At 74.1% G+C, this 26,210-nt stretch carries 31 protein-coding genes; 15 read left to right on the top strand and 16 right to left on the bottom strand.

Annotated features, from left to right (window positions below):
* The 4 genes from J7E86_RS24090 to J7E86_RS24075 all read right to left on the bottom strand — a co-directional run.
* On the bottom strand, window positions 1-778 hold a 778-nt coding region (locus tag J7E86_RS24090; RefSeq protein ID WP_308312707.1), incomplete at its 3' end, for a glycosyltransferase.
* Complete coding sequence (locus J7E86_RS24085) at window positions 775-2,484, bottom strand: carbamoyltransferase C-terminal domain-containing protein (protein WP_215084122.1); 1,710 nt, start codon at window positions 2,482-2,484, stop codon at window positions 775-777. The genes J7E86_RS24090 and J7E86_RS24085, both read right to left, overlap by 4 nt.
* Window positions 2,485-2,543: 59 nt before the next feature.
* Complete coding sequence (locus tag J7E86_RS24080) at window positions 2,544-3,506, bottom strand: NAD-dependent epimerase/dehydratase family protein (RefSeq protein ID WP_215084120.1); 963 nt, start codon at window positions 3,504-3,506, stop codon at window positions 2,544-2,546.
* Window positions 3,507-3,571: 65 nt separating this feature from the next.
* A complete protein-coding gene (locus tag J7E86_RS24075; RefSeq protein ID WP_215084118.1) occupies window positions 3,572-3,766 on the bottom strand; it encodes a DUF2795 domain-containing protein in 195 nt (64 codons plus the stop codon).
* A gap of 330 nt (window positions 3,767-4,096) precedes the next feature.
* Between J7E86_RS24075 and J7E86_RS24070 the strand changes: the two genes are divergently transcribed.
* Together J7E86_RS24070 and J7E86_RS24065 are read left to right on the top strand one after the other, a co-directional pair.
* Window positions 4,097-4,564, top strand: a complete 468-nt coding sequence (locus tag J7E86_RS24070) for an ATP-binding protein (protein ID WP_215084116.1) — start codon at window positions 4,097-4,099, stop codon at window positions 4,562-4,564.
* 520 nt (window positions 4,565-5,084) lie between these two features.
* A complete protein-coding gene (locus J7E86_RS24065) occupies window positions 5,085-5,549 on the top strand; it encodes a DUF5709 domain-containing protein (protein ID WP_215084114.1) in 465 nt (154 codons plus the stop codon).
* Window positions 5,550-5,874: 325 nt separating this feature from the next.
* Here the strand turns inward: J7E86_RS24065 and J7E86_RS24060 are convergent, their stop codons facing one another.
* Complete coding sequence (locus tag J7E86_RS24060) at window positions 5,875-6,675, bottom strand: SDR family oxidoreductase (RefSeq protein WP_215084112.1); 801 nt, start codon at window positions 6,673-6,675, stop codon at window positions 5,875-5,877.
* A gap of 514 nt (window positions 6,676-7,189) precedes the next feature.
* Here J7E86_RS24060 and J7E86_RS24055 point away from each other — a divergent pair.
* Together J7E86_RS24055 and J7E86_RS24050 are read left to right on the top strand one after the other, a co-directional pair.
* Window positions 7,190-8,479, top strand: a complete 1,290-nt coding sequence (locus tag J7E86_RS24055) for an MFS transporter (RefSeq protein WP_215084126.1) — start codon at window positions 7,190-7,192, stop codon at window positions 8,477-8,479.
* A 128-nt stretch (window positions 8,480-8,607) separates the two neighbouring features.
* Entirely contained in the window at window positions 8,608-8,787 is a 180-nt protein-coding gene (locus tag J7E86_RS24050; RefSeq protein ID WP_215084110.1) for a hypothetical protein, read from the top strand.
* Window positions 8,788-9,032: 245 nt separating this feature from the next.
* Here J7E86_RS24050 and J7E86_RS24045 read toward each other — a convergent pair whose 3' ends face one another.
* The 4 genes from J7E86_RS24045 to J7E86_RS24030 all read right to left on the bottom strand — a co-directional run bounded on the left by J7E86_RS24045 (window position 9,033) and on the right by J7E86_RS24030 (window position 12,680).
* Window positions 9,033-10,055 carry an iron-containing redox enzyme family protein gene (locus J7E86_RS24045; protein WP_215084108.1) on the bottom strand — a complete coding sequence of 341 codons (1,023 nt, stop codon included), beginning with the start codon at window positions 10,053-10,055 and terminating at the stop codon, window positions 9,033-9,035.
* A gap of 35 nt (window positions 10,056-10,090) precedes the next feature.
* Window positions 10,091-10,339 carry a CDGSH iron-sulfur domain-containing protein gene (locus tag J7E86_RS24040; protein ID WP_215084106.1) on the bottom strand — a complete coding sequence of 83 codons (249 nt, stop codon included), beginning with the start codon at window positions 10,337-10,339 and terminating at the stop codon, window positions 10,091-10,093.
* Window positions 10,323-10,976 (bottom strand): HemK2/MTQ2 family protein methyltransferase, encoded by a 654-nt coding sequence (locus tag J7E86_RS24035; protein ID WP_215084104.1) that lies wholly within the window; start codon window positions 10,974-10,976, stop codon window positions 10,323-10,325. The genes J7E86_RS24040 and J7E86_RS24035 overlap by 17 nt, the downstream gene beginning before the upstream one ends.
* 225 nt (window positions 10,977-11,201) lie before the next feature.
* The gene (locus tag J7E86_RS24030; RefSeq protein WP_215084102.1) at window positions 11,202-12,680 is read right to left on the bottom strand and encodes an amino acid permease; all 1,479 of its coding nucleotides are present in this window, start codon (window positions 12,678-12,680) and stop codon (window positions 11,202-11,204) included.
* A 971-nt stretch (window positions 12,681-13,651) separates the two neighbouring features.
* Here J7E86_RS24030 and J7E86_RS24025 point away from each other — a divergent pair.
* Window positions 13,652-14,893 carry a cytochrome P450 gene (locus J7E86_RS24025; protein WP_215084100.1) on the top strand — a complete coding sequence of 414 codons (1,242 nt, stop codon included), beginning with the start codon at window positions 13,652-13,654 and terminating at the stop codon, window positions 14,891-14,893.
* Between the two features lie 56 nt (window positions 14,894-14,949).
* Here the strand turns inward: J7E86_RS24025 and J7E86_RS24020 are convergent, their stop codons facing one another.
* Window positions 14,950-15,198, bottom strand: coding sequence for a hypothetical protein (locus J7E86_RS24020; protein ID WP_215084098.1), 249 nt, complete (start codon window positions 15,196-15,198; stop codon window positions 14,950-14,952).
* A 38-nt stretch (window positions 15,199-15,236) separates the two neighbouring features.
* Entirely contained in the window at window positions 15,237-15,782 is a 546-nt protein-coding gene (locus J7E86_RS24015) for a superoxide dismutase family protein (RefSeq protein ID WP_215084096.1), read from the bottom strand.
* A 235-nt stretch (window positions 15,783-16,017) separates the two neighbouring features.
* Here J7E86_RS24015 and J7E86_RS24010 point away from each other — a divergent pair, with 235 nt between their 5' ends.
* Complete coding sequence (locus J7E86_RS24010; RefSeq protein ID WP_374223852.1) at window positions 16,018-16,857, top strand: pentapeptide repeat-containing protein; 840 nt, start codon at window positions 16,018-16,020, stop codon at window positions 16,855-16,857.
* A 41-nt stretch (window positions 16,858-16,898) separates the two neighbouring features.
* Here the strand turns inward: J7E86_RS24010 and J7E86_RS24005 are convergent, their stop codons facing one another.
* The 3 genes from J7E86_RS24005 to J7E86_RS23995 all read right to left on the bottom strand — a co-directional run bounded on the left by J7E86_RS24005 (window position 16,899) and on the right by J7E86_RS23995 (window position 18,217).
* Entirely contained in the window at window positions 16,899-17,150 is a 252-nt protein-coding gene (locus J7E86_RS24005) for an SCO4226 family nickel-binding protein (protein ID WP_215084091.1), read from the bottom strand.
* 201 nt (window positions 17,151-17,351) lie between these two features.
* A complete protein-coding gene (locus J7E86_RS24000) occupies window positions 17,352-17,813 on the bottom strand; it encodes an NUDIX hydrolase (RefSeq protein ID WP_215084089.1) in 462 nt (153 codons plus the stop codon).
* Window positions 17,810-18,217, bottom strand: a complete 408-nt coding sequence (locus J7E86_RS23995; protein WP_215084087.1) for a hypothetical protein — start codon at window positions 18,215-18,217, stop codon at window positions 17,810-17,812. Before J7E86_RS23995 ends, J7E86_RS24000 begins: the two co-directional genes overlap by 4 nt.
* On the opposite strand from J7E86_RS23995, the gene J7E86_RS31345 reads away from it, so the two are divergent.
* Genes J7E86_RS31345 through J7E86_RS23985 form a run of 3 tightly spaced genes read left to right on the top strand, consistent with a single transcriptional unit; the run spans window position 18,216 to window position 20,142 of the window.
* Window positions 18,216-18,569, top strand: a complete 354-nt coding sequence (locus J7E86_RS31345) for a hypothetical protein (RefSeq protein ID WP_251019585.1) — start codon at window positions 18,216-18,218, stop codon at window positions 18,567-18,569. The genes J7E86_RS23995 and J7E86_RS31345 overlap by 2 nt on opposite strands.
* Complete coding sequence (locus J7E86_RS31340; RefSeq protein ID WP_251019584.1) at window positions 18,566-18,934, top strand: hypothetical protein; 369 nt, start codon at window positions 18,566-18,568, stop codon at window positions 18,932-18,934. Before J7E86_RS31345 ends, J7E86_RS31340 begins: the two co-directional genes overlap by 4 nt.
* Window positions 18,935-18,951: 17 nt before the next feature.
* Window positions 18,952-20,142, top strand: a complete 1,191-nt coding sequence (locus J7E86_RS23985) for a M20 family metallopeptidase (RefSeq protein ID WP_215084085.1) — start codon at window positions 18,952-18,954, stop codon at window positions 20,140-20,142.
* Between the two features lie 244 nt (window positions 20,143-20,386).
* Here J7E86_RS23985 and J7E86_RS23980 read toward each other — a convergent pair whose 3' ends face one another.
* Together J7E86_RS23980 and J7E86_RS31675 are read right to left on the bottom strand one after the other, a co-directional pair.
* Entirely contained in the window at window positions 20,387-20,941 is a 555-nt protein-coding gene (locus J7E86_RS23980) for a GNAT family N-acetyltransferase (RefSeq protein WP_215084083.1), read from the bottom strand.
* Between the two features lie 9 nt (window positions 20,942-20,950).
* Complete coding sequence (locus tag J7E86_RS31675; protein ID WP_308312706.1) at window positions 20,951-22,204, bottom strand: helix-turn-helix transcriptional regulator; 1,254 nt, start codon at window positions 22,202-22,204, stop codon at window positions 20,951-20,953.
* Between the two features lie 296 nt (window positions 22,205-22,500).
* Between J7E86_RS31675 and tgmA the strand changes: the two genes are divergently transcribed.
* From tgmA to J7E86_RS23945, 6 genes are all read left to right on the top strand, one after another.
* On the top strand, window positions 22,501-22,755 hold the full coding sequence (gene tgmA / locus J7E86_RS23970) for a putative ATP-grasp-modified RiPP (protein WP_215084079.1): 255 nt from the start codon (window positions 22,501-22,503) through the stop codon (window positions 22,753-22,755).
* A 3-nt stretch (window positions 22,756-22,758) separates the two neighbouring features.
* Window positions 22,759-23,721 (top strand): ATP-grasp ribosomal peptide maturase, encoded by a 963-nt coding sequence (tgmB, locus tag J7E86_RS23965; protein ID WP_215084077.1) that lies wholly within the window; start codon window positions 22,759-22,761, stop codon window positions 23,719-23,721.
* Window positions 23,718-24,914 (top strand): ATP-grasp peptide maturase system methyltransferase, encoded by a 1,197-nt coding sequence (tgmC, locus tag J7E86_RS23960; protein ID WP_215084075.1) that lies wholly within the window; start codon window positions 23,718-23,720, stop codon window positions 24,912-24,914. Before tgmB ends, tgmC begins: the two co-directional genes overlap by 4 nt.
* Window positions 24,915-25,120: 206 nt before the next feature.
* Window positions 25,121-25,474 (top strand): hypothetical protein, encoded by a 354-nt coding sequence (locus J7E86_RS23955; protein WP_215084073.1) that lies wholly within the window; start codon window positions 25,121-25,123, stop codon window positions 25,472-25,474.
* A gap of 84 nt (window positions 25,475-25,558) precedes the next feature.
* Window positions 25,559-25,846 carry a hypothetical protein gene (locus J7E86_RS23950; RefSeq protein ID WP_215084071.1) on the top strand — a complete coding sequence of 96 codons (288 nt, stop codon included), beginning with the start codon at window positions 25,559-25,561 and terminating at the stop codon, window positions 25,844-25,846.
* Window positions 25,847-25,929: 83 nt separating this feature from the next.
* On the top strand, window positions 25,930-26,210 hold a 281-nt coding region (locus J7E86_RS23945), incomplete at its 3' end, for a PhzF family phenazine biosynthesis protein (protein ID WP_308312708.1).

Raw genomic sequence — 26,210 nt, 5'->3', positions numbered from 1 at the left:
GGGCCGCGCCGGCGGCGGCGGTCACCGCCAGGTGGGCGGGCAGCCGGCCGCGCGGTGCGCCGGCGCGGGCCCACCAGGTGCGCCCGTGCAGGCGGTTCATCAGGACGTCGTCGGCGTTGCCCGCCTGGGCGCGCACCGATACCCAGCGGCCGGCACCCCGTACGGGGTGGGTGGTGTGCCGGGTGCCCGCGGCGATGCTCCAGCCGGCGTCCAGGACGCGCAGGGCCAGGTCGGCGTCCTCGCGGAAGGCGCGGGTGAAGCGTTCGTCGAAGCCGCCCACCGCCTGGAGGGCGGTGCGCCGGTAGGCCATGTCGGCGGTGATCCAGCGGGCCGTGGCCAGGCCGGCGGTGCCGCGTTCGAAGTCGGTGGGGCGGCGGCCGGGGGGCAGGGGGACGGTGATGCGGGCGGTGACGGCCGCGGTGGCCCCGGTGGTGGCGGCGAGGTCGGCGGCGAGGTCGGCCGCCCAGGTGGGGCCGGGCAGGACGTCGTCGTCGAGGAAGGCGATCCACGGCTCGCGGACCAGCGCCCAGCCGGTGTTGCGGGCGGCGGCCGGGCCCGCCGCGCAGCCGGGCACGATCGCGGTCACCGGGCGCAGGGTTTCGGGGACGGTGACGGGCAGGGGGCCGCACTCCCGAAGCGGCCGGTCGTCGACGAGCACGATACGGGCGGGCGGCGGGCCCTGGGCGTCGGCCAGGGCGCGCAGGCAGGCGGTGAGGCTGGGGCGGCCCAGGGTGGGGATGACGACCGCGTAGGAGGGGGCGCAGGGCGGGGCGTTCACCGGACGCATCCGCGGTCGGTCAGGGAGCCGTCGGCGACGACGGTGGTGGCCTCGTCGGGGCTGCCGGTGGAGAAGAACTCGCCGCGGCGCACCACGAAGGGGCCCATGGCGAGGAGGTCCACGGGGGCGGAGCCGAAGCACTCCAGTGCGTCGCGCGGGTCGTCGACCATGGGGCGGCCGGCGGTGTTGAGGCTGGTGTTGACCACCACGGGCAGGCCGGTCAGCCGTTCGAAGGCGGTCATCATCCGGGCGAGAAGGGGTTCGGCGGCGGCGTCGACGGTCTGGACGCGGGCGCTGCCGTCGACGTGCACCACGGCCGGGATGCGCTCGCGCCAGCGGGGGGCGACGTCGTGGACGAAGAGCATGTACGGGCTGGGCAGCGGCCCGTCGAAGATCTCACCGGCGCGGTCGGCCAGGACCATGGGGGCCACGGGGCGGAACTGTTCGCGGCCCTTCACGTCATTGAGCCGTTCCAGGTTGCCCACGTGGCCGGGGTGGGCGAGCAGGGAGCGGTGGCCGAGGGCGCGCGGGCCGAACTCGGCGCGGCCCTGGAACCAGGCGACGACCGCGTCGCCGGCCAGGGCCCGGGCGACGGTCTCGGCGACGTCGGGGGGCCGTTCGTAGGGCACCTGGGCGGTCTTCAGCCACGCCTCCAGTTCCGCGTCCGACCAGCCGCGCCCCAGGTCGGCGCCGGCCGGCGGCTCGGGCGGGTGCCCGGTGTCCGCCGAGAGCAGCAGTGCGCCGCCCAGGGCGGTGCCCGCGTCGCCGGCGGCCGGCTGCACCCACACCGTGTCGAAGGGGCCCTCGCGGGCGATGCGGGAGTTGGCCACGCAGTTGAGCGCCACTCCGCCGGCCATGGCCAGGACGCGGTCGCCGGTACGGCCGTGCAGCCAGCGGACCAGGTCCAGCAGCGTCTCCTCCAGGCACGCCTGGGTGCTCGCGGCGAGGTCGGCGTGGTCCTGGGTCCACGCCTCCCCCGGCCTGCGCGCGGTGCACAGCTCCTCCCAGGGCACCCCGGCGGCGCGGAACCCGCCGTCGCCGGTGGGGTGCACGTGGCGGCGCAGCTCGCCGAGCATGCGCGGGGTGCCGTAGGAGGCCAGGGCCATCACCTTGTACTCGTCGCTGGAGCGCAGGAAGCCCAGGTGTTCGGTGAGTTCCTCGTAGACCAGGCCCAGGGAGTGGGGCAGTTCCTGGCCGTGCAGGGGCTCCAGGGTGGTGCCGGTGCGGCGGGCGGCCAGGTGGGAGGTGGCCTCGCCGCGGCCGTCGAGGACCAGGACGGAGCAGGTGCCGGCGCCGGGGGCGGCGAAGGCGCCGGAGGCGGCGTGGGCCATGTGGTGGGGGACGAAGCGGACTCGTGCGGGGTCGAGTCCGGGCAGGGCCTCGCTCAGGAAGCCGGGGGCTTCGTGAGCGTAGGTCAGGCGCAGGTGGTCCCAGGGGTCGTCGAGGCCCATGGTCTCGGCGGGGCGGGCGAGGTGGGGGTCGAAGGAGTAGGCGACGGCGTCGAGGTCGGAGGGGCGCAGGCCGGCCTGGCTCAGGCACCAGGCGGCGGCCTGGCCGGGGACTTCCCAGGCGGAGAAGGGTACGGGCCGTTTGCCGTGCTTGCGCCGGGAGAAGCGTTCCTCCTCGGCGGCGGCGACGGTGTGTCCGTCGATGACCAGGGCGGCGGCGGGGTCGTGGAAGAGGGCGTTGATTCCGAGGATGCGCATGGGCGTCAGGGGCCTTTCCTGGCCGGCCGGCAGGGGGTGGTGGGTGCGGGGGGTGTTGTTCAGGCGGCCGGCCGGGTGCGGAACCAGCTGATGGCCCGGGCCAGGCCCTCCCGGGCGGGTATCCGCGGTTCCCACTGCAGCTTGCCGCGAGCCAGGGTGATGTCCGGGCAGCGGACGGCCGGGTCGTCGGTGGGCCGGTCGATGAAGCGGACGGTGGAGGAGGACCGGGCCAGTTCGATGACGGTACGGGCCAGTTCGAGCATGGTGATCTCGGTGGGGTTGCCGAGGTTGACCGGGCCGCGCAGGTCGGAGGCGGCCATGGCCAGGATGCCGCGCACGGTGTCGTCGACGTAGGACAGGGAGCGGGTCTGGCGGCCGTCGCCGGTGACGGTCAGCGGCTCCCCCGCCAGGGCCTGGCGGATGAAGGTGGGCACCGCCCGGCCGTCGTGGCCGCGCATGCGCGGCCCGTAGGTGTTGAACAGCCGCACGATGCCGGTGTTGGTGCCGTGTTCGGCGGCCTCGGCGGTGGTCAGGGCCTCGGCGAAGCGCTTGGCCTCGTCGTAGACGCTGCGCGGGCCCACGGGGTTGACGTTGCCCCAGTAACTCTCGCTCTGCGGGTGCTGCTGGGGGTCTCCGTAGACCTCGGAGGTGGAGGCGAGCAGGAAGCGCGCCTCGTCGCGGCGGGCCAGGGCCAGGGCGTTGTGGGTGCCGCTGCTGCCGGTGGCCAGGGTGTGCAGGGGCAGCCGCAGGTAGTCGGCCGGTGAGGCGGGTGAGGCGAAGTGCAGGACGAGGTCGGCGGGCCGGGGCGGGGTGAACGGCCCGGTGACGTCGGCCTGGAGGAAGGTGAACCCGGGCCGGTCCTCCAGGTGGGCGATGTTCGCGCGGTTGCCGGTGGACAGGTCGTCCACGCAGGTGACGGCGGTGCCCTGGCCGATCAGTGCGGTGCACAGGTGGGATCCGACGAAGCCGGCCCCGCCGGTGACGACGGCGTGTTCCCAGCGGGGAACGGGTGCGGTGGCCATGGCGGCTCCTTCCTGTCGGTGCGGGCGCCGGGATTCCTGCCGGTGCGGGCGCCGGGAGCTGAGTCTCACTCCCCGCGGAAGACGGCCTTTTGCACGTCGGCGGGGCTGTCGTAGGTCTTGGCGTCGAGGTGGGAGATCTTGTCCACCATGTCGCGGCCGGCCTTGTTCTTCTTGGCCACCTCGACGAGCTTGTCCCGGTCGCTGGGGTAGGGCGCGCCCTTGAGGGCCTTCTGCAGGGCGATGGGATTGGTCTCGGCCATGGCGGTCCTCCTGGGTGGGGGCTTCCCGCCGGCGAGGTCGCCGGGGGCAGGGCCCTCCCAGTACCCCCCTGGACCCGGGACATTCGCCCCATTCCTGTCCTTGGGCCCCGCTTGGCCCAGTGGCACGGGCAGTTGCCGTGCTCACCACCGCCCGTCACAGCGGGCGGGCGGGGGTGTGGCGTTGCGCGATCACGGCGGGCGGGTGACCCTGGGGTATCCGGCGGGTGCGCCGACGTGCGGGCTGGTGTGCACGGAAAGGCGTTCTTCGGCGGTCGAGCGAGGAGCGCGGCGAAGTGGTGCGGCCTCCTCGGCGAGGAGGGAGGTGCGGCCATGAACGCCGAACCCGGCCACCGCTACGTCCTGCACACCGAGGCCGACCCGGTGCGGATGCCCCAGGTGCGGCGCATCGTCGCCGCGCATCTGCGCTACTGGCAACTGCAGTCACTGGTGCGGCCGGTGGGGCTGGGGGTGGAGGAGCTGCTGACCAATGTCCACCGGCACGCCGGCGCCGACAAGACGTGCACCCTGGAACTGGCCTGGTCCGGGCGCCATTTGACGGTCTCGGTGACGGACCGCGATCCGCGGCTGCCGCCGCTGTGCGCGGTGGTGCCGTGCGCGGCGCCGGGGCGGGGGCTGGCGATGATCGCGGCGCTCAGCGACAGCTGGGGCACCCGGCCCGCCCCGGGGGGCAAGGTCGTGTGGTTCACCGTGCGCGCCCAGGACCCGGCCGGTCCCCTGCCGCGCCCGCTCACGCCCCGGCCGGGCCCCGCCGGCCTCGCCCTGGTCCCCGCCCGCTAGGCCGTCCGGCGGGTCTTCAGCTGCGGGCCGTCCTTGCCGCCTGCGGCGGCGGGCGCCGTGCGGGCGTGTCCTCAAGCTCCCCCAGCTACCGCTGGGAGGTGCCCCCAGACGGGCTTGATTTGCGCTGGACTCAGCCACGATCAAGCCCGTTGGGGGCTCCCCCAGCGGTAGCTGGGGGGCTTGAGGACACCACCGCGCAGCGGTGGTGCGGACGATACGGCCCCGCAGCCGCCCGCTCACGCGATCCGCCGGAAACGGCCTGGCGGCCAACAACGCGCGGAAGTCGCGGGGAAGAGCGAGAGTGGAGGTGACGGCCGCGACCGGATGCCGGGAGCCGGCAGGATCCGCCCCCTTCGGGGCGCCCCGGGCGGCCCGAGGCCCTCCCCGGCCGCCGGTGGATCACGGGCGGCCCGGCTCACGGGCCCCGCCCGCACGGCGCCCGCGCGGGCGACCCGCCAGGACCCGCCGATCAGGCGCCCAAGGCGCCGGCGGGCGCCAAGGCGAGGAAGGAGAGCGCCGCATGTCCGACGAGGCGATGGGCGACGAGGTCTACCAGCCGGTCGGCCCCGACCCCCACGACAACTGCGCCGACCTCGACCTGGAGAACGCCCTGGAGGGCGACACCCTCGACGAGATGCTCGACGAGGGCTACTCGCCGCCGGAACGGCCGCTCGCGGTCGAGCACCACGGCACGACGGCCCGCGAGCAGCACGAGGGCGAGAGCCTGGAGGAGCGCCTGGCCGAGGAGGTGCCCGACATCGCCGTGCCGGAGGACGACGGCATCGGCGACCAGGTCGGCGCGGACGGCGAGCCGGTGGACACGGAAGTGGGCGGCCGGCGGGCCGGGCGGATGCTGGTGATGGACGACGGACTGCCCCTGCGCGGCAACGACGTGGTCGCCCGCGACATCGGCGTCGACGGCGGCGCCGCCTCGGCCGAGGAGGCCGCGATGCACCTCATCGGCTCGGAGGAGAGCGGGGACTGAGGGCCCTCTACGGGCGGCCGGGTCCCTTCCCGGGCGGGCGGGGTCCCCTCGGGGCGGCCGGGGGTGTCAGGGGCGCCGGGGTGCACACGCGGCTGAGGGTTCAGGGGGTGTCCGAGGATTCAGGAGGCGTGGTCGGGGGTTTCAGGAGGCGTGGTCGGGGGTTTCAGGAGGCGTGGCCGGGGGTCCAGGGGGCCGCCGGGGTTCAGACGCGGTCAGGCGTTCACGGGGCCGGGGGTTCAGGAGCGGCCGGGGGTTCAGGAGCGGCCGAGGGTTCAGGCGGCGGGGGTTCAGGAGCGGCCGGGCGTTCCGAGGCGCGCCGGGGGCATCAGGGCCGGCGCCAGGAGTCGTCGGGCAGGTGCGAGCCGGCCTGCGGGCCCATGCGCAGCATGCCGCCGTCCACGCTCCATGAGGCACCGGTGACGTAGCCGGCGCCCGGGCCGCTGAGGAAGGCGATGACCGCGGCCACCTCGCGGGCGTCCCCCGGGCGGCCCAGCGGCACCCCGGGCCGGCGCACGGTGTGGACGTCGGTGTCCTCCTGGCCGGTCATCGGGGTGGCGATCTCCCCCGGTGCCACGGCGTTGACGTGGATGCGGTGCTCGGCCAGCTCCAGTGCCATGACCTGGGTGAGCAGGCCGAGGCCGCCCTTGGCCGCGCAGTAGGCGGCGGCACCCACGCGCGGCTGGTGCTCGTGGACGCTGGTGACGTTGACGATCCTGCCGCCCTCCCCTTGGGCGATCATGCGGCGGGCGGCGCGCTGCGCGCACAGCAGCGGGCCGACGAGGTCGACGTCGAGGACCTCGCGGACGCTGTCCAGGGTGAGGTCGAGGAACGGGGCGCCGCTGCCGGTGCCGGCGTTGTTGACCAGCACGTCCAGGCGGCCGAGCTCGCCGGCGAGGGTGTCGATGGCGTCGGCGGCCTCCGGCAGCCGCACGAGGTCCATCCGTGCCAGGGCGGCGCGGCGGCCCAGGGCGCGTACCTCGGCGGCGGTGGCCCGGGCGCCGGCGTGGTCGCGGTGCCAGGTGATGCCGATGTCCAGGCCGTCGGCGGCCAGGGCCACGGCCGTGGCGCGGCCGATGCCGGAGTCCGCCCCGGTGATCACCGCGACGCGTGGCGGGTGCTGGTTCATGCCGGTGTCCTCCCGTGGGCTGCGGCCGGCCGGCCGGCGGGCGGGCCGGGCCCTTCCCCATGGTGCGAGAGGACGGGCCCCGGCGGGGGGCGGGCGTGCCGGGAGGGCGGGGAGCCTGTGAGGAACCCCACCCACTCGGCCCGTTCCCTTGCGCCGCAAGGCGGCCGGGGGTGCGCCGGGCCCGCTTTCCTTGATCGCGACGGCGGGCGGGGGCCCGCGTCTGTGACGATGGGACGTCGCCGAACGGCACGAGGCGCCCTCGTTTTCTCGTGGGGCCGCCGCCGTCAGGCACCAGACTCCGCAAGGGCACCGCGCACCGCGCCGGTGCCCTTCGCACGGCCCGCATCCGCCTTTCGAGCCTGATGGGCTCTTCACGAAGTCCTCGCCTGTGCCTTCTTCCGCCCCGGCCGCCCGCCGCCCCGCCCTCCCCCGCCGCCTGCCCCGACCGCCGCGCCTGCCGCGTCGCGGTACGGGTGGTGACCACGCCCCCTGGCGTTCGCTGCGCCACCGCAGCATGCGCTGGTGGTCGGTGGCCAATCTGGTCTCCAACGCCGGCACCTGGATGCAGCTGACCGTGCAGAACCTCCTGGTCCTGCAGATCACCGGTTCGGCCGCCGCCACCGGCCTGTCGCTGTCCGTGCAGGCCGCCCCGGGCCTGCTGATGGGCCTGCTCGGCGGCGCCGCCGTCGACCGGTGGCCCCGCAAGGTCACCGCCGCCGTCAGCCAGTCCGTGCTCGGCCTGGTCGCCTTCACCACCGCCGCGCTGGTGGCCTTCGACCAGCTCAATATCGGCATCCTGATGGCCCTGGCCGGTGTCACCGGCCTGATCGCCACCATCGACGGGCCGGCCTGCGCCCTGCTGGGCAACGACCTGGTCCCCACCAAGGACGTGCCCTCCGCCATCGCGGTCGGCTCGCTCGTCCACAGCGTCGGCCGGCTCGCGGGCACCGCCCTGGCCGCGGTGGCGGTGGCCTTCCTCGGCACGGCCTCCGCCTACGCGGCCAACGGCCTGTCCTTCCTCTTCGTCGCCGCCGTCATCCCCTTCCTGCGCCCCGCCGACGCCTCCTCGCGCACCCCCGCCGGCCCCCCGGCCCTCTCCCCCGCCCCGGCGGCGGACACCGGCAAGCGGCCCGCCGGCGGTACGGGCGCGCGTGAGGGCCTGGCCTTCTTCCTGCGCCGGCCGCGCCTGGTGGCCCTGGCCGGCATCACCGGCCTGAGCGCGGTCTTCGGCCGCAACTACGGCCTGACCCTGGCCGTCCTGGTCACCGGCCCGCTCCAGGCCGGCGCCGGGGCCTTCGGCACGGTCTCCACCGTCCTGGCCGTCGGCGGCATGGCCGGCGCCGTCCTCGCCGCCCGGCTGCGCAGCCCCTCGGTGCGCCTGGTCGGCGTGCTGGCCGCCGCCGGCGGCCTGCTGCAGGTGGTGGCCGGCTTCTCCCCCTCGCTGGCCGTCCTGCTGCTGATGGTCCTGCCGATGGCCGTGGTGGAGTCGATCTCCGACACCGCCGGCACCACCGTCCTGCAGACCGACCCCCCGCCCCACATGCGCGGCCGCGTCCTGGGCGTGTGGCGCACCGCCAGCACCACCTGGGGGCTGGCCGGACCGCCGCTGCTGGGCCTGCTGATGGAACTGGCCGGCGCGCGCGGCACCCTGGCCGTCGGCGGTCTGGTCATCGCCGGCGCGGTCGGGGCGGGCGCCCTGTGGCACCGCCGGCGCACCGCGCCCGCCGTGGTGGTGCCGGATCTGGCCCGGGCCCTGCCCGCCGCGGCGGCCGCGTCTGCGGCGGCGCTGCGCACCGCCGCCTGACACTCCGGCCCCCCTTGACGGGGGCAAACCGGCTGGTTTGGGTGGGAAGTGGGCGGGCACCCGATGGCCCGGCCCTCCCCCGGCGGCCTGCCGGGCCCCCGGGGGCCCGTGCTGATCAGGAGGATGCGATGGACCGGGGAAGCAGCAAGCACGGCCCCAAGCGGGACGACGAGCTGAAGAAGGAAGTGGAGGAGAGCCTGACCCGCTCCGGGCGCCCCACACGCACCCAGGAATGGCGCGACGCGGAACCGCCGGCGGCGGAGGAGAGCGGCACGCCGGGCCCCGGCGAGGAGACACCCGGCCGCTGAACACCGCCCGACAGGCCCGGGCGGTGCCCCCTCAGCGGCCGCGCCGGGCGAAGGCGCCCGCGGTGCGGGGCGGACCGCGGACCGGCCGCGCGCCGCAGGAGTGCCGCTGCCGCTTCCGCGGCGCTCCCCTGCCCTCTGCGGCCGCGGGTGTTTCCCTCATGACGCTTGACGTGCCTCTCATCGGCGGCGCGGGCCCCCCTCCGCACGACGGCCGGTCGGACCCCTTGATCAGGACCGGACCTGACCTACATGCCGATCGGCGTGGGCCGCGCAGGGCCGGGGCCGGCCGGCAGGGCCGCCCGCAGGGAGGGAACTCCCGCCTCCCACGCGGTCGTCAGGTGGTCCTCCAGGCGGTCCTCCAGCCACCGGGTGGCCTCGATGCCGAATGCCACGTCGTCGGCCAGGTGCGGTTCGTCCTGCAGCAGGCCGCCGATGACGCCGTGGCGTACGAGCTGTTCGTGCACGGCGTCGGCCTCGGCGTGTTCGCGGTAGAAGTGCACGGCCGCCGGGCCCGCGTCCAGGCGTGTGAGTGCCTGGACCAGGCGGCGGGAGGCCGGTGGCGAGGCGCTCTCCAGCAGGGCGAAGTGGCCCGCCAGATGGCCGCGGTGTGCCCGGTGCAGGCCGAAGAGCGACATCACGTTGACCGTCGCCAAGGTCACCGCCGGGACCAGGGGGAGGTAGTGGTTACCGGCGTCCGCAAGGCCCAGGTCGCGCATCAGGGCGGCGAACAGGCCGGCGTGGATCCGCTCGGCGCGCCCGGCGCCGTACTCGTCGTACTCCACCGCCACCAGGGCCGCCTTCGCGCGGCCCGTCAGCCGGGGGATCATCCACGCGTGCGGGTCGGCCTCCTTGAGCTGGTAGAGCGAGCGGTGGGCGGCGTATTCGCGCATCTGCCCCAGCGTCCCCCGCTCGCGCAGGAAGAAGCTCGCCCCCTTGCCGTCCGCCGGCTCCACCACCAGGCTCTCCAGCGCGGCCTCCCATCCCCCGCCGGCGGGCACGTCCGATCGCAGCGCGCCGTGGAACGCCTCTTCCAGCAGGGCGCGCAGCCGCAGCAGTTCCGCGTTCCACTCCCAGGCGTCCGACGCCCCCGGCCAGCCCCGGTAGTGCAGCTCGTAGCAGGCGTAGAGGGCCAGCTGGAGGTCCTCCCCGTAGGGGTCGGCGGCCTCGACCGTCCGCCGGCCGGGCAGCGGGGGGCCGTCGGCGGGGGCCTGGGACAGGGTGTGGAGGAGCGCGGCGGAGATCTCCCCGCGGGCGGGTGGTTCTGGCATTCCTGCCTCCCATCGCGACGTAGCGCGCCTGCTGGTCAGGCGGAGCGTTTGGAGCGGCCCCGGTGGCTGGTGTCGCACCAGGGCAGGATGCGGCTGCGCCGGCAGGTGCACAGGGCGACCACCGGGCGGTCGGAGCGCACCAGGGTGCCGTCGGGGCCGGGGGCCTCGACGGGGCCCTCGATCAGGACCGGGCCCCCGGGCTCCTGGAAGACCCTCCGCGCGGGCGCGGGCGCGGGTGGGGGCGGAGGCGGGGCCTCGCCGGGGCGGTCAGGGGCGTCGGGCACGGATGACCACCAGTTCTTCCTTGTCCTGGCCGTCCTCCAGCAGCCCGCGCTCGCGCAGCCAGCCGGCGTGGTGGCGCAGGACGGGGCCGAAGGCGATCAGCGTGCGGTCGGTGACGGCGGCATCGAGGCCGGCGCGGGTGAGCTGGTCCACGGTGCGCTCGGGCGCGCTGAGTGCGGACTGCACCAGCAGCAGGACGCCGCCGGGCAGGAGCAGGGGCGGGGCCTGGGCACACAGGCGGTCCAGGACCGCCCGGCCGTCGGGTCCGGCCTCCCAGGCGCGTCCGGGGCCGTGGTGGGGGCGGGGGCGGTGCGGGCAGGGGACGTAGGGCGGGTTGGCCAGGACGAGGTGGAAGCGGGTGCCGGCCACCGGTGCCAGCAGGTCGCCGCGGTGTACGCGGACGCGGCGGCGGGCGAGGCGGGCGTTGAGGCGGGCGGTCAGGACGGCGCGGACACTGGAGTCGACGGCGGTGACCTCGGCGGCGCCCTGGCGGGCGGCGGCGATGGCCAGGGCTCCGGTGCCGGTACCGACGTCCAGGACCCGGGCGGCGGGGGGCAGGATCTCGCGGCGCAGTGCTTCTTGCAGCAGGAGGGAGTCCTGCTGCGGGGCGTAGACACCGGGAGGTTTCAGCAGCCACATGTTCCTCGTGTGCCCCTTGTGGCGGGGGGTGAACCACTTTGCGTGCCGGTCTCAGGGCAGGGGGGTGCCGGTGGGGCTGAGGATCGGCGGTGATGCGGCCTGGGGGGAGGCCGCCTGCGGATGCGTACGGCCCCGGGAACGGGCGAAGGCGCCCGCCCCGGGGTGTGTGCCGGGGCGGGCGCCTTCGTGATGGTCCGGCCGGGGCCGGTCCGGGGTGCTGCGGGGTCAGGACTCGGTGCGGGCGAGTTCCTTCTCCGTCTGGATGCGGGCGACCCGGCCGCGGACGAGGAACCAGCCGCCGACCAGCGCCGCCGCGATCAGCGGCAGGCACAGCACGGTGGTGCGGCTGGCGCCCTCGTCGGACGCCATCAGGCCGAGCACACCGGCCAGGAAGACCAGCGTGATGATCTGGGTGTAGGGGGCCCAGGGCAGCCGGTAGCCGGGGCGGGTGACGCGGCCGTCCTTGGAGCGGTGCCAGAACAGCAGCGAGCAGAGCATGATCATGCCCCAGGTGCCGATGATGCCGATCGCGGCGAAGTTCAGCACGATCTCGAAGGCGTCGGCGGGGACGACGAAGTTCAGGCCGACGCCCAGCACGCAGAAGAACGCGGTGAGCAGGATGCCGCCGTAGGGCACCTGGCCCTTGTTCATCAGGCCCGTGAACTTCGGCGCGGAGCCGGACATGGCCATCGAGCGCAGGATGCGGCCGGTGGAGTACAGGCCGGAGTTGAGGCTGGAGAGCGCCGCGGTGAGGACGACGAGGTTCATCACGCCGGCCGCGTAGGGGACGCCGATCTTGCCCAGGACGGTGACGAAGGGGCTCTCGTCGCCGGTGAAGGCGGTGTACGGGAGCAGCAGGGCCAGGAGGATGACGGAGCCGACGTAGAACAGGCCGACGCGCCACATGATCGAGTTGATCGCCTTGGGCATGATCTTCTCGGGGTTCTTCGTCTCGCCGGCGGCGACGCCGCACAGTTCGACGGAGGCGTAGGCGAAGACGACGCCCTGGATGACCATCAGCATGGGCATCACGCCGGTCGGGAAGATGCCGCCGTTGTCGGTGATGTGGGACAGGCCCGGGGTGCTGCCGCCGACGTCGTGCTGGGTGACCAGCAGGAAGATGCCGATGAGCATGAAGAGGACCAGTGCGCCGACCTTGATGATCGCGAACCAGAACTCCATCTCACCGAAGTACTTGACCGAGATCAGGTTCACGGTGAGGACGATCGCCAGGGCGATCAGTGCCAGGGTCCACTGCGGGATGTCGCTGAACATGCCCCAGTAGTGGGTGTAGGTGGCGACCGCGGTGATGTCGGCGATGCCGGTGGTGGCCCAGTTCAGGAAGTACAGCCAGCCGGCGGTGTACGCGCCCTTCTCGCCCATGAACTCGCGGGCGTAGGAGACGAACGCGCCGGAGGAGGGGCGGTAGAGCACGAGTTCGCCGAGCGCCCGGACGACGAAGAAGGCGAAGACGCCGCAGACGGCGTAGGCGATGAAGAGGGAGGGGCCCGCGCTGGAGAGGCGGCCGCCGGCGCCGAGGAAGAGGCCGGTGCCGATCGCTCCGCCGATGGCGATCATGTTGACGTGGCGGGACTTGAGGTCCTTGCTGTAGCCGGCGTCGCCGGCGTCGACATGGGCGGGTGCCGACGCGGGGGTGGTGGCGTCGGGCTGGGTGTCGGCCGCAGTGAGGGTGCGGTCACTCATGTGGGTCTTCGCCTTCTTTGGAGGGGGCAGGACCGGGCCGGGTGGTGCAAGGGGGGTGGCCCGGTGCTCGGGGCCGGCTGGCGATGCCGGTTCCCGGGGTTTTCACCAGGGGTGGCCCTTGGCGGGCCGTGGGGTACCGCGGCGGTGGCGCGAGGCCGGCCGGGAGCGGTTTCCCCGTTGTTCGCCCGGGGTCCGGGCGAGTTCGTGGAGGAGGGCGTGGGAGGCCCGTAGCGCCACCCGGGAAAGGGGGTGGGCCGGTCCGGTCCTTCGGCCGTCCAGTGCCTCGGCAGGGTGCGAGGCGGGGTGCCCGCCGGTGGCGGCGGGCGTGGCACAGGGCTCGTGGGTCCCGGGGTGCCGGTGGGAGGGGTGGTGCGTGGGGTCAGGCGGGGCGGGCGGTCGGGCGGGGCGCTAAGCGCCGCGGCCGGCCGGGGCGGGGTGTGCCGCCCGTGCCGCCGGCGTGGTGTTCACGCGGGGCGGCACCGTGCCGGCGCTCTGACAAGTCCATGCGGTGAATGGTGTGAGGCGCGTAAGGGCGTCGTCAAGAGTTCACAGAGATTTGATTTTCGGTGCGGGGGACGCTACGTCTGCGCTGGTCAGGGGGGTTCGGTGGGGGTTTTTCCGCGTGGGGGGAGGGTTTCGCCGGTGGGCGGGGCACGGCCCGTCCATGAGTGTCGGCAGCCACGGTCGTGACAGGTGTGGCGAAGGACACACATACTTGATCTTGCGATGCCGGGGGTAACACCGCCCCACATTTCCTTGCGTGCGCGGTGCACCCGGTGGCGGTGGGCGACCCCGGCCGGGCGCGGGGTGCCGGTGCCGGGCGGGCGCGGGGTGCCGACCCCGGCCGGGTGCGGGGTGCCGGCGCCGGGCGGGCGGCCCGCGGGGTTTGTAGGGACCGCACAGCGCGGGCGGTGTCCGTACTGGCGTGGGGCCCCGCCGTGGGCGGGAGGGCGGGCGGTAAGGATGGGCGGGTGCCCGAACTCCTGAATCCCGCGGACCCCGACTTCGCGCGTGACCCGTATCCGTACTACGCGCGGCTGCGCCACGAGGCCCCCGTGCGGCGGGTGGCGCTGGCCAACGGCACGCACGCCTGGCTGGTCACCGGCTACCGCCAGGCCCGCGAGGTGCTGGCCGACCCGCGGTTCTCCAACGTGCCCGCGCCCCGCGCCGGGCGGCCCCGCCCGGTGTCGGCCGCGCAGCAGGCCCGCGCGTGCCTGGCCCGGCACATGCTCAACTCCGACGCCCCCGACCACACCCGGCTGCGCCGGCTGACGTCGGCGGCGTTCACCCCGCGGCGGGTGGACGCGCTGCGCCCGCGCATCGAGGAGCTGACCGGGCAGCTGGTGGCCCAGGTGGCCGGGCGGCTGGAGCGGGAGGGCAGCGCCGACCTCGTGGACGCCTTCGCCTTCCCGCTGCCGGTACTGGTCATCGGTGAGGTGCTGGGCGTGCCGGAGGCGGACCGGGCGGAGCTGCGGGAGTGGACCTACCGGGTGGGCTCGCCGGCCGACGCGCTGGCCGAGGGGGAGGTGGAGGAGGCGTGGACGGCGCTGCACGGCTATTTCACGGCGCTGATCGCCGGCAAGCGGCGGGCGCCGGGCACCGATGTCTTCAGCGCGCTGGTGGCCGAGTCGGGCGCGGGCGCGCTGGACGACGGTGAGCTGCTGGCCATGGCGTTCCTGCTGCTGTTCGCCGGCTACGAGACGACGATGAACCTGCTCGCCTCGGCCTGCCTGCTGCTGCTCACCCACCCCGGCGAGCTGGCCGCCGCCCGCGCGGGCGGGCCGGCCGGGTGGGCGGCGGTGGTGGAGGAGGTCCTGCGGCACGCCAGCCCGCTGGAGGGCACGACGTGGCGGCGCACCACGCAGGCGGTGGACCTGGGCGCGGGCACGCTCATACCGGCCGGTGCCTCGGTGCTGGTGGTCCTGGCGGCCGCCGGGCGGGATCCGCAGCGTTTCGCCGACCCCGATGCCTTCTCGCCCGCCCGCTACCTGCCCGGTGCAGGGGACGAACGGGCCGGGGCGCACCTGGCGTTCGGGCACGGGCCGCACTTCTGCCTGGGGGCGCGCCTGGCCCGCCTGGAGGCGGCGATCGCCCTGCCGGCCCTGTTCGAGGCGCTGCCCGGCCTGCGGCTCGCCGCCGGCGCGGACACCCTGCCCTACCGGCCCGGTCTGCTGGTGCGCGGCCCGCGCGTGCTGCCGGTGCGGGCCGGCTGAACGCGGGGCCCCTTTTCAGGGGAGGGCCGTCTTTTCAGGGGAGGGCCGTCCTGGTCTCAGGGGGCGGGCGGGGGGCCGTCCTGGCCGGGCCAGTCCTCGTGGGGGTCGATGTCCTGGTCGGCCTTGCGCCGCACCTCCCGCAGGCGCTCCCCCGTCTCCCGCTCCCGTTCCCGTTGCCGCTGCCGTTGCGGTGTGGTGGGTCGGGGTTCGTGGGGTTCGTGGGGTTCGTGGGGTGCGGGCGGCGGTGGGCCGGTGCGGGTGTGGTGGCCGGTGAGCGCGTCCTTGATCCTGGCGCGGATCGACATGGGCCACCCCCTTTCTGCTCTCTGCCCTGGTGGGGGTCTCAGGGGAAGGGCACGGTGACGCAGGCCAGGCGTGCTCCGGCGGTGCCCGCGCGGCCGGGGCGGGTGTCGGTGGCGTGTTCGTGCACCACCACCGAGCGGGCCCGGGCGGGGCGCAGGTGCCAGGCGACGGTGGCCAGGGAGCGGCCCTCGCCGCGGGCGTCGGTGGTCACATCCAGCCACGCCTCGTTGCGGGGGTTGGCGTAGGCGGGGTCGACCGAGGGCTGTACGGGGTCCCCCAGGTGCTGGTAGTGCCCGCCGGATCCTTGCGGGTCGGCCGTGCAGGGGCTTTGGTGCAGGTGGGCGCCGAAGGTCCGCCGCGGCTTCACGCCGTGCAGGCGCAGTTCGAAGCGGGTGCCGTGGTGGGCGGGGCGGACGGTGACGCGGACACGGCTGCCGGCGGGCACCGCACTGTCGTACGTGGTGGCCGCCTGCGCGGTGGGGGCCGGGGGGCGGAAGACCGCGGCCACCGTCACCGCCGGGGGCTGGGTGCCCGCTGCCCCGGCCACCGCCATGGAGGCGGCGAGCAGTGTGGTGGTCAAGGCCATGGCGGGCCCTTCCTCGGGTGCGGGTGGCAGGCCGTTCCCGCTCATGCTGCATCACCGGGGTGGGGGCGACGACCTCCGCGCCGCCGATCGTGGCGCCGGGGGCGGCGGGCGCGGGGGCGGTGGGCGCCCGGCGCATAAACTGGGGCGGATCCGGCCGGTGGGCGAGACAGGGGCCGGAGTACATGCGGGCATGCCGGGCCGAGGCGCGCCCCTCAGCAAGGGGAAACCAGGCACAGTGAGCGACATACGCCAGGGCGCACCGTCCGACCGGGACCGGCTGGAGCTGCGGGGGCAGTGCGGCGACTGCTTCGGGCTGTGCTGTGTGGCACTGCCCTTCGCGGCGTCGGCGGACTTCGCGGTGAACAAGGACGCCGGCACCCCGTGCGGCAATCTGCGCGAGGACTTCGGCTGCGGCATCCACGCCCGCCTGCGCCCGGAGGGCTTTTCCGGCTGCACCGTCTACGACTGCTTCGGTGCGGGGCAGAAGGTCTCGCAGGTCACCTTCGGCGGGCGCAGCTGGCGTCAGGATCCGCAGCGGGCCCGGCAGATGTTCGATGTGTTCCCGGTGGTGCGGCAGTTGCACGAACTGCTGTGGTACCTCGGTGAGGCGCTGGGCCTGGGTCCGGCCCGCTCGCTGCGCGGCGAGCTGCGCGCGGCGCTGGAGGAGACCGAGCGCCTGAGCCTGCAGGCGCCCGAGGACCTTCAGAACACGGACGTGGGGGCGCAGCGGGCGCGGGTCAACGCGCTGCTGCTGCGTACCAGCGAGTTGGTGCGGGCGCAGGTCAAGGGCAAGAAGAAGGACCGCCGGGGTGCGGACCTGATCGGCGCGGCGCTGAGGGGCGCGAACCTCCAGGGGGCCAGTCTGCGGGGCGCGTATCTCATCGCGGCCGACCTCTCGGGCGCCGACCTGCGGCTGGCGGACCTGATCGGGGCGGATCTGCGCGACGCCGACCTGTCGGGCGCGGACCTGACCGGCAGTATCTTCCTGACCCAGCCCCAGCTCAACGCGGCCCGCGGCGACGGCCGTACGAAGCTGCCGCCGTCGCTGGAGCGCCCGGCGCACTGGAGCGTGTGAGAGCGGCACCGCCCGGGGGGTTGTGGGGTTGTCCGTCCGTTTCAGGAGACGGTCAGCGGCACGGGGTACACCTCGGTCACGGGGTGTCCGGCGCGGGCGTGGATGCGCTTGACCGCGTCCGTCGAGGGTGCCTCGGACAGGCAGTAGACGGTTCCTGACTTCGGGTCCGCCCAGGCCTGCCGGAAGTGCACGCCTTCCTCGTGCTCGATGGCCTGGTCCGCCCGGTGCGCCGCCGAGAGCTGCTCGGCGGTGATGCCTTCCATGCCGTGATGGACGTCCATGAACGTGGCCATCGCTCGCCACCTCCGCGAATCACCGGCTGTCCGGGGACCTGGCCCGGCGAGGGCGCCGGGTCCCCGCTTTCTTCCTGCTACAGCCATCGTGCGCCCGGCGGCGGTGGGGCGCACCCCTTGCGGGCCTGGCCTTGGGGGCGGCGGGCCCCGGCCGCCCTGCGTGAGGAGGCGGGCAGGGTCCGCTTCGGGCTCGGGGCCCGGTCAGGCCGGCTGGTCGCGCCAGGTGCCGAGGACGGCCTGGACGGCGGTGGAGACCTGGTGCTGCTGGGTACGGTCGGCCCACAGGTGGGCGTCGTGTTCGGTGAGCTCGACCGTCTCGCCGGTGGTGACGGTGGCGGTGAAACTGAACTGCCGGGTGGCGCGTCCGCTGCCGGAGCGGTAGTCGAAATGGCCGAGGTAGGCGCCGATGGCGGTGACCGTCAGGCCGGTCTCTTCGGCGACTTCCCGCCGCAGGGCCTCGATCAGGTTCTCGCCGTCGTCGACGCCGCCGGAGGGCAGCTCCCACAGCCCGCCGAGGTAGTCGTCGGCCGTGCGGTGCAGCAGCAGGACCTTGCCGTCGCCGTCGGCGATGACCGCGCCGACAACGGTCTTGGCGATGCCGTCCCGCCGGGCGGCGCGGGTGAGGTCTTCGAGGAGAGCGGTGTCGAGGGGGGACGGGTTCACAGCAGGTCCTTCGCGTGGGAGGCGACTTCGGCGATGGCCGCGGTGCAGTCGTCGGCGAGGGGGATGTCCTGGTCACGGTGCCGAACCGGCAACTTCACCGTGGCGGCGTGCACATGCTCGGCGGTGGGGAAGTCCCCTGCGGCCGGGCCCTGGCGGTCGGCGTAGCCGGGCAGCAGGGCCCGGGGCCGCTGGAAGAGGTCGTCGCCGCAGGCCGCCAGGAGGGCGGCGACGCCGTACGCGAATCCGACCGGTTCCGAGCCGAGAGGGTTGGTGAGGGGCTGCTGAACCGCCGGGGGCGGGGAAGACTGCGAGCAGCTGCTGGTGGTTGGGGAGGGGGCGGTGTGCGTGGCTGCGGCCGGCAGTACGGATTCGGCGCTCAGGCGGGCCCGGGTGGCGCGGAACATGACGCTGGAGGAGGCCGCCGACGCCTTGAACTCGATCACTGGGGGTGCGGCGGACGCGAGTCTGGTGAGCGCGTGGGAGTCCGGGCGTCGCCGTACAGGCAAGCGGAACCGGGCAGGACTGTGTGAGTTTTACCGGGAGCGGCCGGAAGTGCTGTTCGCTCACCAGGACGGAGCGGCCACGAGCGTGCTGGAGACCTCCGGCACGGCCGTGGTGGTCAAGGTGCTGACCCGCTGGACCGACCTGGTGGAGGCGATGGTCGACGTTGTGGGGGGGGTGCGCGTGAGCAGCTGGTCGTCACCGGCAGCCGCAGTCGGGAGAAGGCGTATCTGGCGGCGGTCGAGACGGCCGTGACCCAGCACCCGGACCTGGTGCACTACCGCGTGTTGTACGGTCCCCCGCGTCACCGGGCGTTGGCCGACCATCTGGTGCGGCTGCTGGAACTGCGCGACCCGTTCGCCCGGCGCAACGGTGTCAAGACGCTCCACATCGGCATGGTGGAAGCGGCGGAGGCGCTGGAACGCTTCTTCGTCGCCTCCGAGACCGCCGCGGTCGTACCGCTTCCCAGCTTCCACGGGGCGGAGGGGTTCGACTGCGGCGTTTTACTCAGTCGCGAAGCAGCGGTTGGCCTGGTCCACCATGGCCGGGAGGCGTGCGGGTCCGCACGGCCGGTGGAAACGATCGAGGCCGTGCGCGCGCTGCCGGTAAGGCAGGACTGACCGTGGTGGGGAGAAACGTGAGCGAGAACCTTCAGCAGGCTCAGGCCCGTACGGCGTCCGTGGTCGAGCTCGCCCAGGAGCTGATCCGGCGGCCCAGCCGGGCTGGGATCGACGACTACGGGCCCGTCCTTACCGTGCTGGAGAAATGGCTCTCCGCCCGCACCCTGCCGCACCGCCGTCTCCACGACGACACCGGTGAGTTGGTGGGGCTGCTCGTGGAAATCACCGGCGGGCGACCGGGCTCTTGGTGGACTCTGGACGCCTGTGTGGACACTGCGCCGTACGGCGACGAGACCGCCTGGTCGTTCCCGCCGGCCTGCGGGGACCTCGTCGACGGCTGGCTGCTGGGCCGCGGCTCGGCGGACTCCAAGCTCGCCGCGGCGGTGTTCTGCCACATCGCTGCCGACCTCCACGCCCGCGCCGCAGACCTGCACGGTGGGCTCGCCGTGCTTCTGGACGTCGACGAGCACACCGGCGGCTTCGGAGGCGCCCGCGCCTACCTCGCCGATGAGGCCGCGGCCCGGCCTGCGGGAGTGATGATCGGCTACCCGGGACTGGAAGACGTCGTCGTGGGCGGCCGCGGCCTGTGGCGGGCCGCCATCGCCGTACATGCCCCTTCCGGGCACTCCGGATCGAGCCGGACCGTGGTCGGCGCGATCTCCCGCGCCGCCCGCCTGGTACGCCTTCTGGACACCGCCGAACTGCCTGCCGTCGACGGCGCCTCGGGATTCCCGCTGCCGCCGAAGCTGTCGGTGACCTCCCTCCACGGCGGCCAAGGCTTCTCCGTCACCCCCGACCTGTGCGAGCTGAACGTCGATATCCGCACCACTCCTGGCTTCGACGCGCACGACGCCGAGACCTTGGTCCGCAAAGCAGTCGCCGAGCTCGACGCAGAGATGCCCGTGCTGGATCCGACCGAGGTCACCCCGATCACCACCTGGCCGCCCTTCCGCCTTCGGGAGGACGAGCAGCCCGCCGCCGCCCTGCTGAGCGCCGCCGCTGAGGCGGGGCTGATGGTCCGGGCGAAGACCGCCGGTCCGTCGAACATCGGCAACCTGCTGGCGGGCGAGGGCATTCCGGCGACCGCCGGCTTCGGCCTGCCGTACGAGGGGCTGCACGGCATTGACGAGCGCGCCCATCTCGCAGAACTGCCCCAGATCTACGCCGTCTACCGCCAGGCCGTCCTGGACCTCCTCCACGCAGGCTGACCGTCCCAGGCGCGTCCCAGTTTTCTCCCAGATCCGCTCCCAGCAAGTCCCCACCTTCGTCTCTGGGAACGGAACTTCGAACGCGGTGACATGGAGACAGCACCACCTCCACACCCACCGTTGAAAGGGAGACCGGTCATGGCCGCCGAGCAGACCACCGTCACCATCCAGTCCGCCGAGGAGGAGCCCGCGGCGCCGCGTGTCACCTTCACGCCGCAGATCAGCACCCATCAGGTGGCCGCCCTCACCCTGGGCCGCATCGAATATCCCTCAGCATTGCCGTCAGGACGGGCCCGTCAGGTGAAGGCTGCTGCTCGCTGATCTTCTCGTAGCCCCAGGTCTCGTACAGCGCGAGCACCTTGCCGCCGCCGGCTTGCGGGTTCACGAGCAAGGAGACGCGCTTCTCGGGGCGTACGGCCAGCAGCTCGTCATGGATACGGCGGGCGGCCCCGGTTTTCCGCCATGCCTCGCGCATCATGATCTCTTTCAGGGCGACCGTGGGCGTGCTGGTGCAGTCTTCGGGGAGCCGGGTGGTCATGCGCTGCCACCAGCGGTCGTCCGGGGTCAGGGTGTTGACGTAGGCGTAACCGACAGGCTCGTCCCCGTCGTAGCCGACTACGGCCTCCCACCCCGGGTCATGCGCGTGGCGGGCCAGTCGCTCGCCGTACCGCTCGACCGAGTAGTGCGGGCGGTGGAGCTGGTCGGCGCGCACCTCGGCATAGACCTCGATCAGGGTCTCCCAGACGGGATCGATGTCGGTGGCGTGGCGCAGGATGATGCGGCTGCTGGCGGTGGTCACGTGGCTCCTTCAGGCGTCGTCGTGGGCGTACTCGTCCCAGGTACGGGCGGGCGTGCTGCCGGATGCGGTGCGGTGGAGCCTACGGCGGAAATCGCTGAGCATTCCTGCGACTCGGGGATGCGCGGTCACCTCCGCCGGCACGGTCATGGCGGTGGCGACGGCGGCCTCGATGGAGCCCTGGCCGAGCTGTGCCCGAGCCAGGCGGGCGGTGGTGATGGCGCGGGAGCGGTTCATGTACGGGCGGAGCCCGGCGAGGCTGCGGTGGGCGCGGGCTTCGGCATCCTCGTACTGGCCGAGGCTCAGGTGGGCGGCGACGGCCAGGCCGTCGAGTTCGGCCCGGTCGTAGAAGGCCGTCATCCACACGGGGCGGGGCTCGTTCTCGGCGGCCCGTTCGAGGGAGTCCTCTGCGTAACCGAGGGAACGACGCACGGCTGCGGCGTCGCCGGTCAGGCCGTGGATGGCAGCGTGGCGGGCATGGCCGAGGGACGCGAACAGCGGGTCTCGGCGGGCGATCGGAAGTCCCCGGGCGACGTCGTTGGCGGCCAGGGCGTCGGTCGGGCGGCCGAGGTGGCGGTACAGGCTCCCGGCGTGGGACCAGATGCGGAACTGGATGGCCACGTCCCCGGACATGGCGGCGAGGCTGGAGGCGCGGTCGTGGTGGCGCTGCGCGGCCTCGAACCGCTTGCCGTCGATGGCGGCCCACATGGCGGAGGAGATGAACGACGCGGCGGTGGCGTAGAGCGCTCCGCGGGTTCGCTGGCTCGCGGTGCCACGGGACTGGAGGGCGAGGGCTTCCCCGGCAAGGCCCTGGGCCTGGGTCTCGATGCTGATCCGTCCGCCGACGCGGTGGTCGGTGGCGATGATCGCGGCGAACTTCTCCTGGAGTCGTTCGACGTCGGAGAGGCCGACACGCTTGGGGGCGGCCTGAGCGGGGACGGCGGCGGCCACGGCGGTTCCGGTGGCGGCGACCACGAAGTCTCGGCGGCGCGCAGGATCTTCCTCATCTACTGGCGGCGGGGGGATGAAGCCGAGTTCCTCGGCCGTACATCCGAAAAGCTCCTCCAATGCTTCCCGGTGACGAGGGTGCGGCCAACGCGTCTCGCCTCTGAGCCAGTTGCGGACCGTACGGTCACTGATCGTGCCGCGGCAGCCGGCGGTCAGGAAGGCATTGACCTTCTCGGCCAGCTCGACCTGCTTGTATCCCGCTTCGGTCATGCGGCGGCTCAGGCGTTCGTTGCCCTCCACGGGCCCCAAGGTAGCCACCCCACACATCGTCAAGGGACCGCGCGCCCCGAAATTTCCGGTCCGGCGCACTCAGCACCCGGCGGAATTTTCCTCCCGGGCCAGGCCGGGCCGCCGTTGTACTGGCATCGACACTCCGCGCGTCACCTCTGTGCAGCGCGGCTGCTCCTTAAGCCGCCGTCATCCGCCGCTGCTCCTGCTCCCCACCCTTGCTCCCGGCGGGTGACAGCTTCGGACGACGCCGAGGCGACCCGATGACCAGGACTGCCCAGCCTGCCGCTACTGGCACTCCCTCGTACACCGAACCGGAGGAAACCATGACCGAGGCAGCACCATGGGGCCTGACCCGTATGGAGCCCTACCCGACCGTGATCGCGTTCACCGCGCAGGCGGTCGCCCTGGACCCGCAGACGCAGACCACCGTCTACCAGGACGCGGAAGGCCGCCGGGTGGAGATGGGCAAGCACGGCACCGGCACCGGCCAGGAGACCAGGACCCGCACCAGCCAGGGCGACGGCTCCGGCCCATCGAACGCCGACGAGGGCAGCGACCAGGAAAGCGACCAGGACTGACCGATGACGCCTTCCCGTCCGGTTGTCGTCCTCACCGAGCTGGATGACCTGACAGCGGACCACGTCATCACCGAGCTGCACGGCCGGGGCGTCCCGGTCGTGCGGTTCGACCCGGGACAACCGGGCGCGGTGACGTTCTCCGCCTATGCGGGCGCCGGCCGGTCCTGGCACGGCCCGCTCACCACCCCCACCCGCACCCTCGGCCTGGATCACGCGCGGGCCGTGTACTGCCGGCGCCCGTCCCCGTACACCACCGTGGACGGGCTGGACGCGCAGGAAAGGGAGTTCGCCACCGCTCAGGCCCGGCACGGCCTGGGCGGCCTCCTGGCCGCCCTCCCGGACTGCCTGTACGTCAACCACCCGCACCGCAACGCCGCGGCGGAGTACAAGCCCCACCAGATCGCCATGGCCACGGAAGCCGGGCTGGAGGTTCCCCCGACGCTGATCACGAACGACCCTGACGCGGCGCGGGACTTCGCCAAGGAGCACGGGCCGGTGGTCTACAAGCCGCTGCGCTCCACCGACTACCGGGAAGACGGTGAGCTGCGCACGATCTGGGTCCGGCAGGTCGAGGCCGGCGGGATCGGCGACGGTGTGGCCGCGTGCCCGCACCTCTTCCAGCAGGCCGTCGCCAAGACGGCGGACCTCCGGGTCGTGGCCGTCGGCCGGGAGCTGTTCGCGACCCGGATCACCATCGATGGCGACCACCTCGACTGGCGGCTGGACTACGACCGGCTCACCTTCACGCGCATCGATGTCCCCGGGCCCGTCCGGTCCGGCATCCGCGCCTACCTGCGCGCCTTCGGCCTGGCATTCGGTGCCTTCGATTTCGCACTGGGGCGCGACGGGGTGTGGCGGTTCTACGAGTGCAACCCCAACGGGCAATGGGCGTTCGTCGACGACCGTACGACCATGGCCATCACCCGGGCCATGGCCGGCCTGCTGGAGAAGGGACTCCCCGCATGAACGACCCCGACGCCGTGGACGAACACCGTGCCGCACAGTTGCGCAAGCACCTCGCCGACCAGCTCGAAGAGGGCGGCCACCTACGCTCGCCGGCTTGGCGGTCCGCCGTCGAGACCGTGCCCCGGCACGAGTTCGCCCGCACGTTCTTCCGCCGGTCCGACGGCCCCCGCGGCACCCTGTGGGCACCGGTCGTCCCCGGCCCGGACGAGGTGGACAAGTGGCTGGCGGAGGTCTACACGGACCGGACGCTGGTGACACAGCTCGACGGCCACCTCCATCCCGAGGACGTGGACGCGCCCGTCCAGGGCGACCCCACCTCTTCCTCGACCCTTCCGAGCCTGGTGGTCCGGATGCTGGAGGACCTGGACCCGCGGGACGGTGACCGTGTGCTGCTGGTGGGCGTCGGTGCCGGCCTGACCCTCGCTCTCCTGTCCGAACGGCTCGGCAGCACGCAGGTGACCGGGGTGGAGTGTGATGAGGGTGCCGCCGCACGGGCCCGCAGCGCGCTCGCCGCCGCCGGGTACGAGCCGGCGGTCATCACCGGTGACGGCCTGCTCGGCCATGCGGCGGGAGCGCCGTACGACCGGCTGATCGCCACCTGTTCCGTGCGCGCCGTCCCGGCCGCGTGGCTGGAGCAGGTCCGGCTCGGCGGCACCATCGTGACCGCGGTGTCCGGGTGGCTGTACGGCTCCGGGCTGGTCAGGCTCACCGTCGGCGACGGCGGCACTGCCACGGGCCCGTTCCTGCCCGGGACCGTCTCCTTCATGATCGCCCGACCGCAGGCGGCTCCCCCGCCCGGCAACGTCTCCGACCTGCTGGAAGTCTCCGCCGCGGATGAACGCCGCGCCCGCTACGGGCCCGGGGTCCTTGGCGACTGGATGCCGCAGTTCCTCGCGCAGCTCGCCGTTCCGGGCGCCCAGTACCGGGGGATGGCCGGCGCGGACGGCCTGATGCTGGACCACCTCATCGACGTCGGGCAGAAGTCCTTCGCCACGCTCGTACCCGACGGCGGCGGGTTCCTCGTCCGCCAGGGTGGCCCCGTCCGTCTCTGGGATGCGGTCGAGGAGGCCATCGACACGTGGAGGGAGGCCGGATCACCGCCTCAGAGCGCGTTCGGTCTGACTGTCGGCCCTGGCGGTCAGCGTGTGTGGCTCGGTGACCCTGACGGCCCGGGGTGGATCCTGCCCACGTGAGCGGGCGGCTCCGGCCCCGCCGGGGTTTCCGGTGACGCCGATCGCGGCCCAGGCGGGGGCCCGTTCGAGGGTGCCGTCGGCGGGCGGTGGTGGGCAGGGGTCCGGCATGCGCGGAGCGGCCGGCCGTCGTGCGGGCCTGGGCGGGGAGGAAACTTCACCCGAACGCGGGAATGCACGCAAAGTAATTGCCAAATTACCCTGGGTGCATGATTGAGCGGGGTCGGGGCCGTGCGGTGTCGCGGTCCGTCGTGCGCGGCGCGACCGCCGTGCTCATCGCCCTGCTGCTGATGGTCGCGGGCGGGGAGCCGGCGGCCGCGGCGAGCGGCTGCGAGGTGGAAAGGACCGCGCTCGCCCTGGAGCTCACCGCCGCCGACGAGTGCGACGCCGACACCGGCTCCCTCTCCGCCCGGGCGGCGCGGGAAGCCCGGCGCCCCGGCAGAGCCTCCCTCCCCCGCTCCCCCGCGCCGGCTACCGCACCCACCGGGCCCGCCACCGCCCAGGCCCCCAAGGACCCCTGGGCTCCTGCCGCCGGTGCGCGCGGCACCGTCCTGCGCTGCTGAGAGCCACCGGCGCCCCGCCCCGCTTCCCGGGGCCGGTGCGCCCTCGCCTCCCGCACACCCGCAGGCACGAGAGCCGAGGAAGACATGCCGCTCGATCCCGCGCGGGCCCTGGACGCCTATCTGCGCGCCCAGTCCTACCGCGCCGACACTCCCGCACCGCCCCCGCCGCCCCCGCCGCCGCCGGACGACGACGACCCCCTGCCCTCCCCCGCCCCCACGGCCGCGCCCGCACCCGCCGCCCGGTGGCCCCAAGGCCGCCTGGTCCGGCTGTGGCTGTTCCTGCGTCAGCGCTCCCCCGCGCCCGCCCCCGTACCCACCGCCCCCGCCGCGGGTGCGGGTGCCGCCCGCCGCGCCGGCCCCGAGAGCGGGTGAGATTCAATGTCGCCGTGAATCACACCCACACCACTGGCACTGGCTACGCCGGCACGGGCGCCACCGGCTTCCCCGAGGTCGACGTGCTCAGCGTCTTCGGCGGACCCGGCGGCCGGGGCGGGAACCTCCTGGGCGTCGTCCGCGAGGGCGCGGCCGTGCCCGGCGAGCGGCGGCGCCTGGCCCTGGCCGCGGCCCTGGGCTACAGCGAGACCGTCTTCGTCGACGACACCGCGCGCGCCGTCCTCGACATCTTCACCCCCAGCGCCCGCCTCCCCTTCGCCGGGCATCCGCTGGTCGGCGTCGCCCACCTGCTGGGCGCACCCGTCCTGCGCCCGCCCGCCGGTGAGGTGGCGGCGTGGCGGGA

It is taken from the genome of Streptomyces sp. ISL-11 (genome assembly GCF_018614525.1).
Taxonomy (GTDB): domain Bacteria; phylum Actinomycetota; class Actinomycetes; order Streptomycetales; family Streptomycetaceae; genus Streptomyces.
The sequence above is the reverse complement of the archived record's forward strand: the minus strand, read 5'-3'. Positions and strand labels throughout refer to the sequence as shown.

Excerpts from the sequence above, each read along its gene's own strand:
- J7E86_RS24085 (WP_215084122.1), bottom strand. The coding sequence starts at position 2,484 with ATGCGCATCCTCGGAATCAACGCCCTCTTCCACGACCCCGCCGCCGCC.
- J7E86_RS24080 (WP_215084120.1), bottom strand. The coding sequence starts at position 3,506 with ATGGCCACCGCACCCGTTCCCCGCTGGGAACACGCCGTCGTCACCGGC.
- J7E86_RS24075 (WP_215084118.1), bottom strand. The coding sequence starts at position 3,766 with ATGGCCGAGACCAATCCCATCGCCCTGCAGAAGGCCCTCAAGGGCGCG.
- J7E86_RS24070 (WP_215084116.1), top strand. The coding sequence starts at position 4,097 with ATGAACGCCGAACCCGGCCACCGCTACGTCCTGCACACCGAGGCCGAC.
- J7E86_RS24065 (WP_215084114.1), top strand. The coding sequence starts at position 5,085 with ATGTCCGACGAGGCGATGGGCGACGAGGTCTACCAGCCGGTCGGCCCC.
- J7E86_RS24060 (WP_215084112.1), bottom strand. The coding sequence starts at position 6,675 with ATGAACCAGCACCCGCCACGCGTCGCGGTGATCACCGGGGCGGACTCC.
- J7E86_RS24055 (WP_215084126.1), top strand. The coding sequence starts at position 7,190 with ATGCGCTGGTGGTCGGTGGCCAATCTGGTCTCCAACGCCGGCACCTGG.
- J7E86_RS24050 (WP_215084110.1), top strand. The coding sequence starts at position 8,608 with ATGGACCGGGGAAGCAGCAAGCACGGCCCCAAGCGGGACGACGAGCTG.
- J7E86_RS24045 (WP_215084108.1), bottom strand. The coding sequence starts at position 10,055 with ATGCCAGAACCACCCGCCCGCGGGGAGATCTCCGCCGCGCTCCTCCAC.
- J7E86_RS24035 (WP_215084104.1), bottom strand. The coding sequence starts at position 10,976 with ATGTGGCTGCTGAAACCTCCCGGTGTCTACGCCCCGCAGCAGGACTCC.
- J7E86_RS24030 (WP_215084102.1), bottom strand. The coding sequence starts at position 12,680 with ATGAGTGACCGCACCCTCACTGCGGCCGACACCCAGCCCGACGCCACC.
- J7E86_RS24020 (WP_215084098.1), bottom strand. The coding sequence starts at position 15,198 with ATGTCGATCCGCGCCAGGATCAAGGACGCGCTCACCGGCCACCACACC.
- J7E86_RS24015 (WP_215084096.1), bottom strand. The coding sequence starts at position 15,782 with ATGGCCTTGACCACCACACTGCTCGCCGCCTCCATGGCGGTGGCCGGG.
- J7E86_RS24005 (WP_215084091.1), bottom strand. The coding sequence starts at position 17,150 with ATGGCCACGTTCATGGACGTCCATCACGGCATGGAAGGCATCACCGCC.
- J7E86_RS31345 (WP_251019585.1), top strand. The coding sequence starts at position 18,216 with ATGACGCTGGAGGAGGCCGCCGACGCCTTGAACTCGATCACTGGGGGT.
- J7E86_RS23995 (WP_215084087.1), bottom strand. The coding sequence starts at position 18,217 with ATGTTCCGCGCCACCCGGGCCCGCCTGAGCGCCGAATCCGTACTGCCG.
- tgmA (WP_215084079.1), top strand. The coding sequence starts at position 22,501 with ATGACCGAGGCAGCACCATGGGGCCTGACCCGTATGGAGCCCTACCCG.
- tgmB (WP_215084077.1), top strand. The coding sequence starts at position 22,759 with ATGACGCCTTCCCGTCCGGTTGTCGTCCTCACCGAGCTGGATGACCTG.
- tgmC (WP_215084075.1), top strand. The coding sequence starts at position 23,718 with ATGAACGACCCCGACGCCGTGGACGAACACCGTGCCGCACAGTTGCGC.
- J7E86_RS23955 (WP_215084073.1), top strand. The coding sequence starts at position 25,121 with ATGATTGAGCGGGGTCGGGGCCGTGCGGTGTCGCGGTCCGTCGTGCGC.
- J7E86_RS23950 (WP_215084071.1), top strand. The coding sequence starts at position 25,559 with ATGCCGCTCGATCCCGCGCGGGCCCTGGACGCCTATCTGCGCGCCCAG.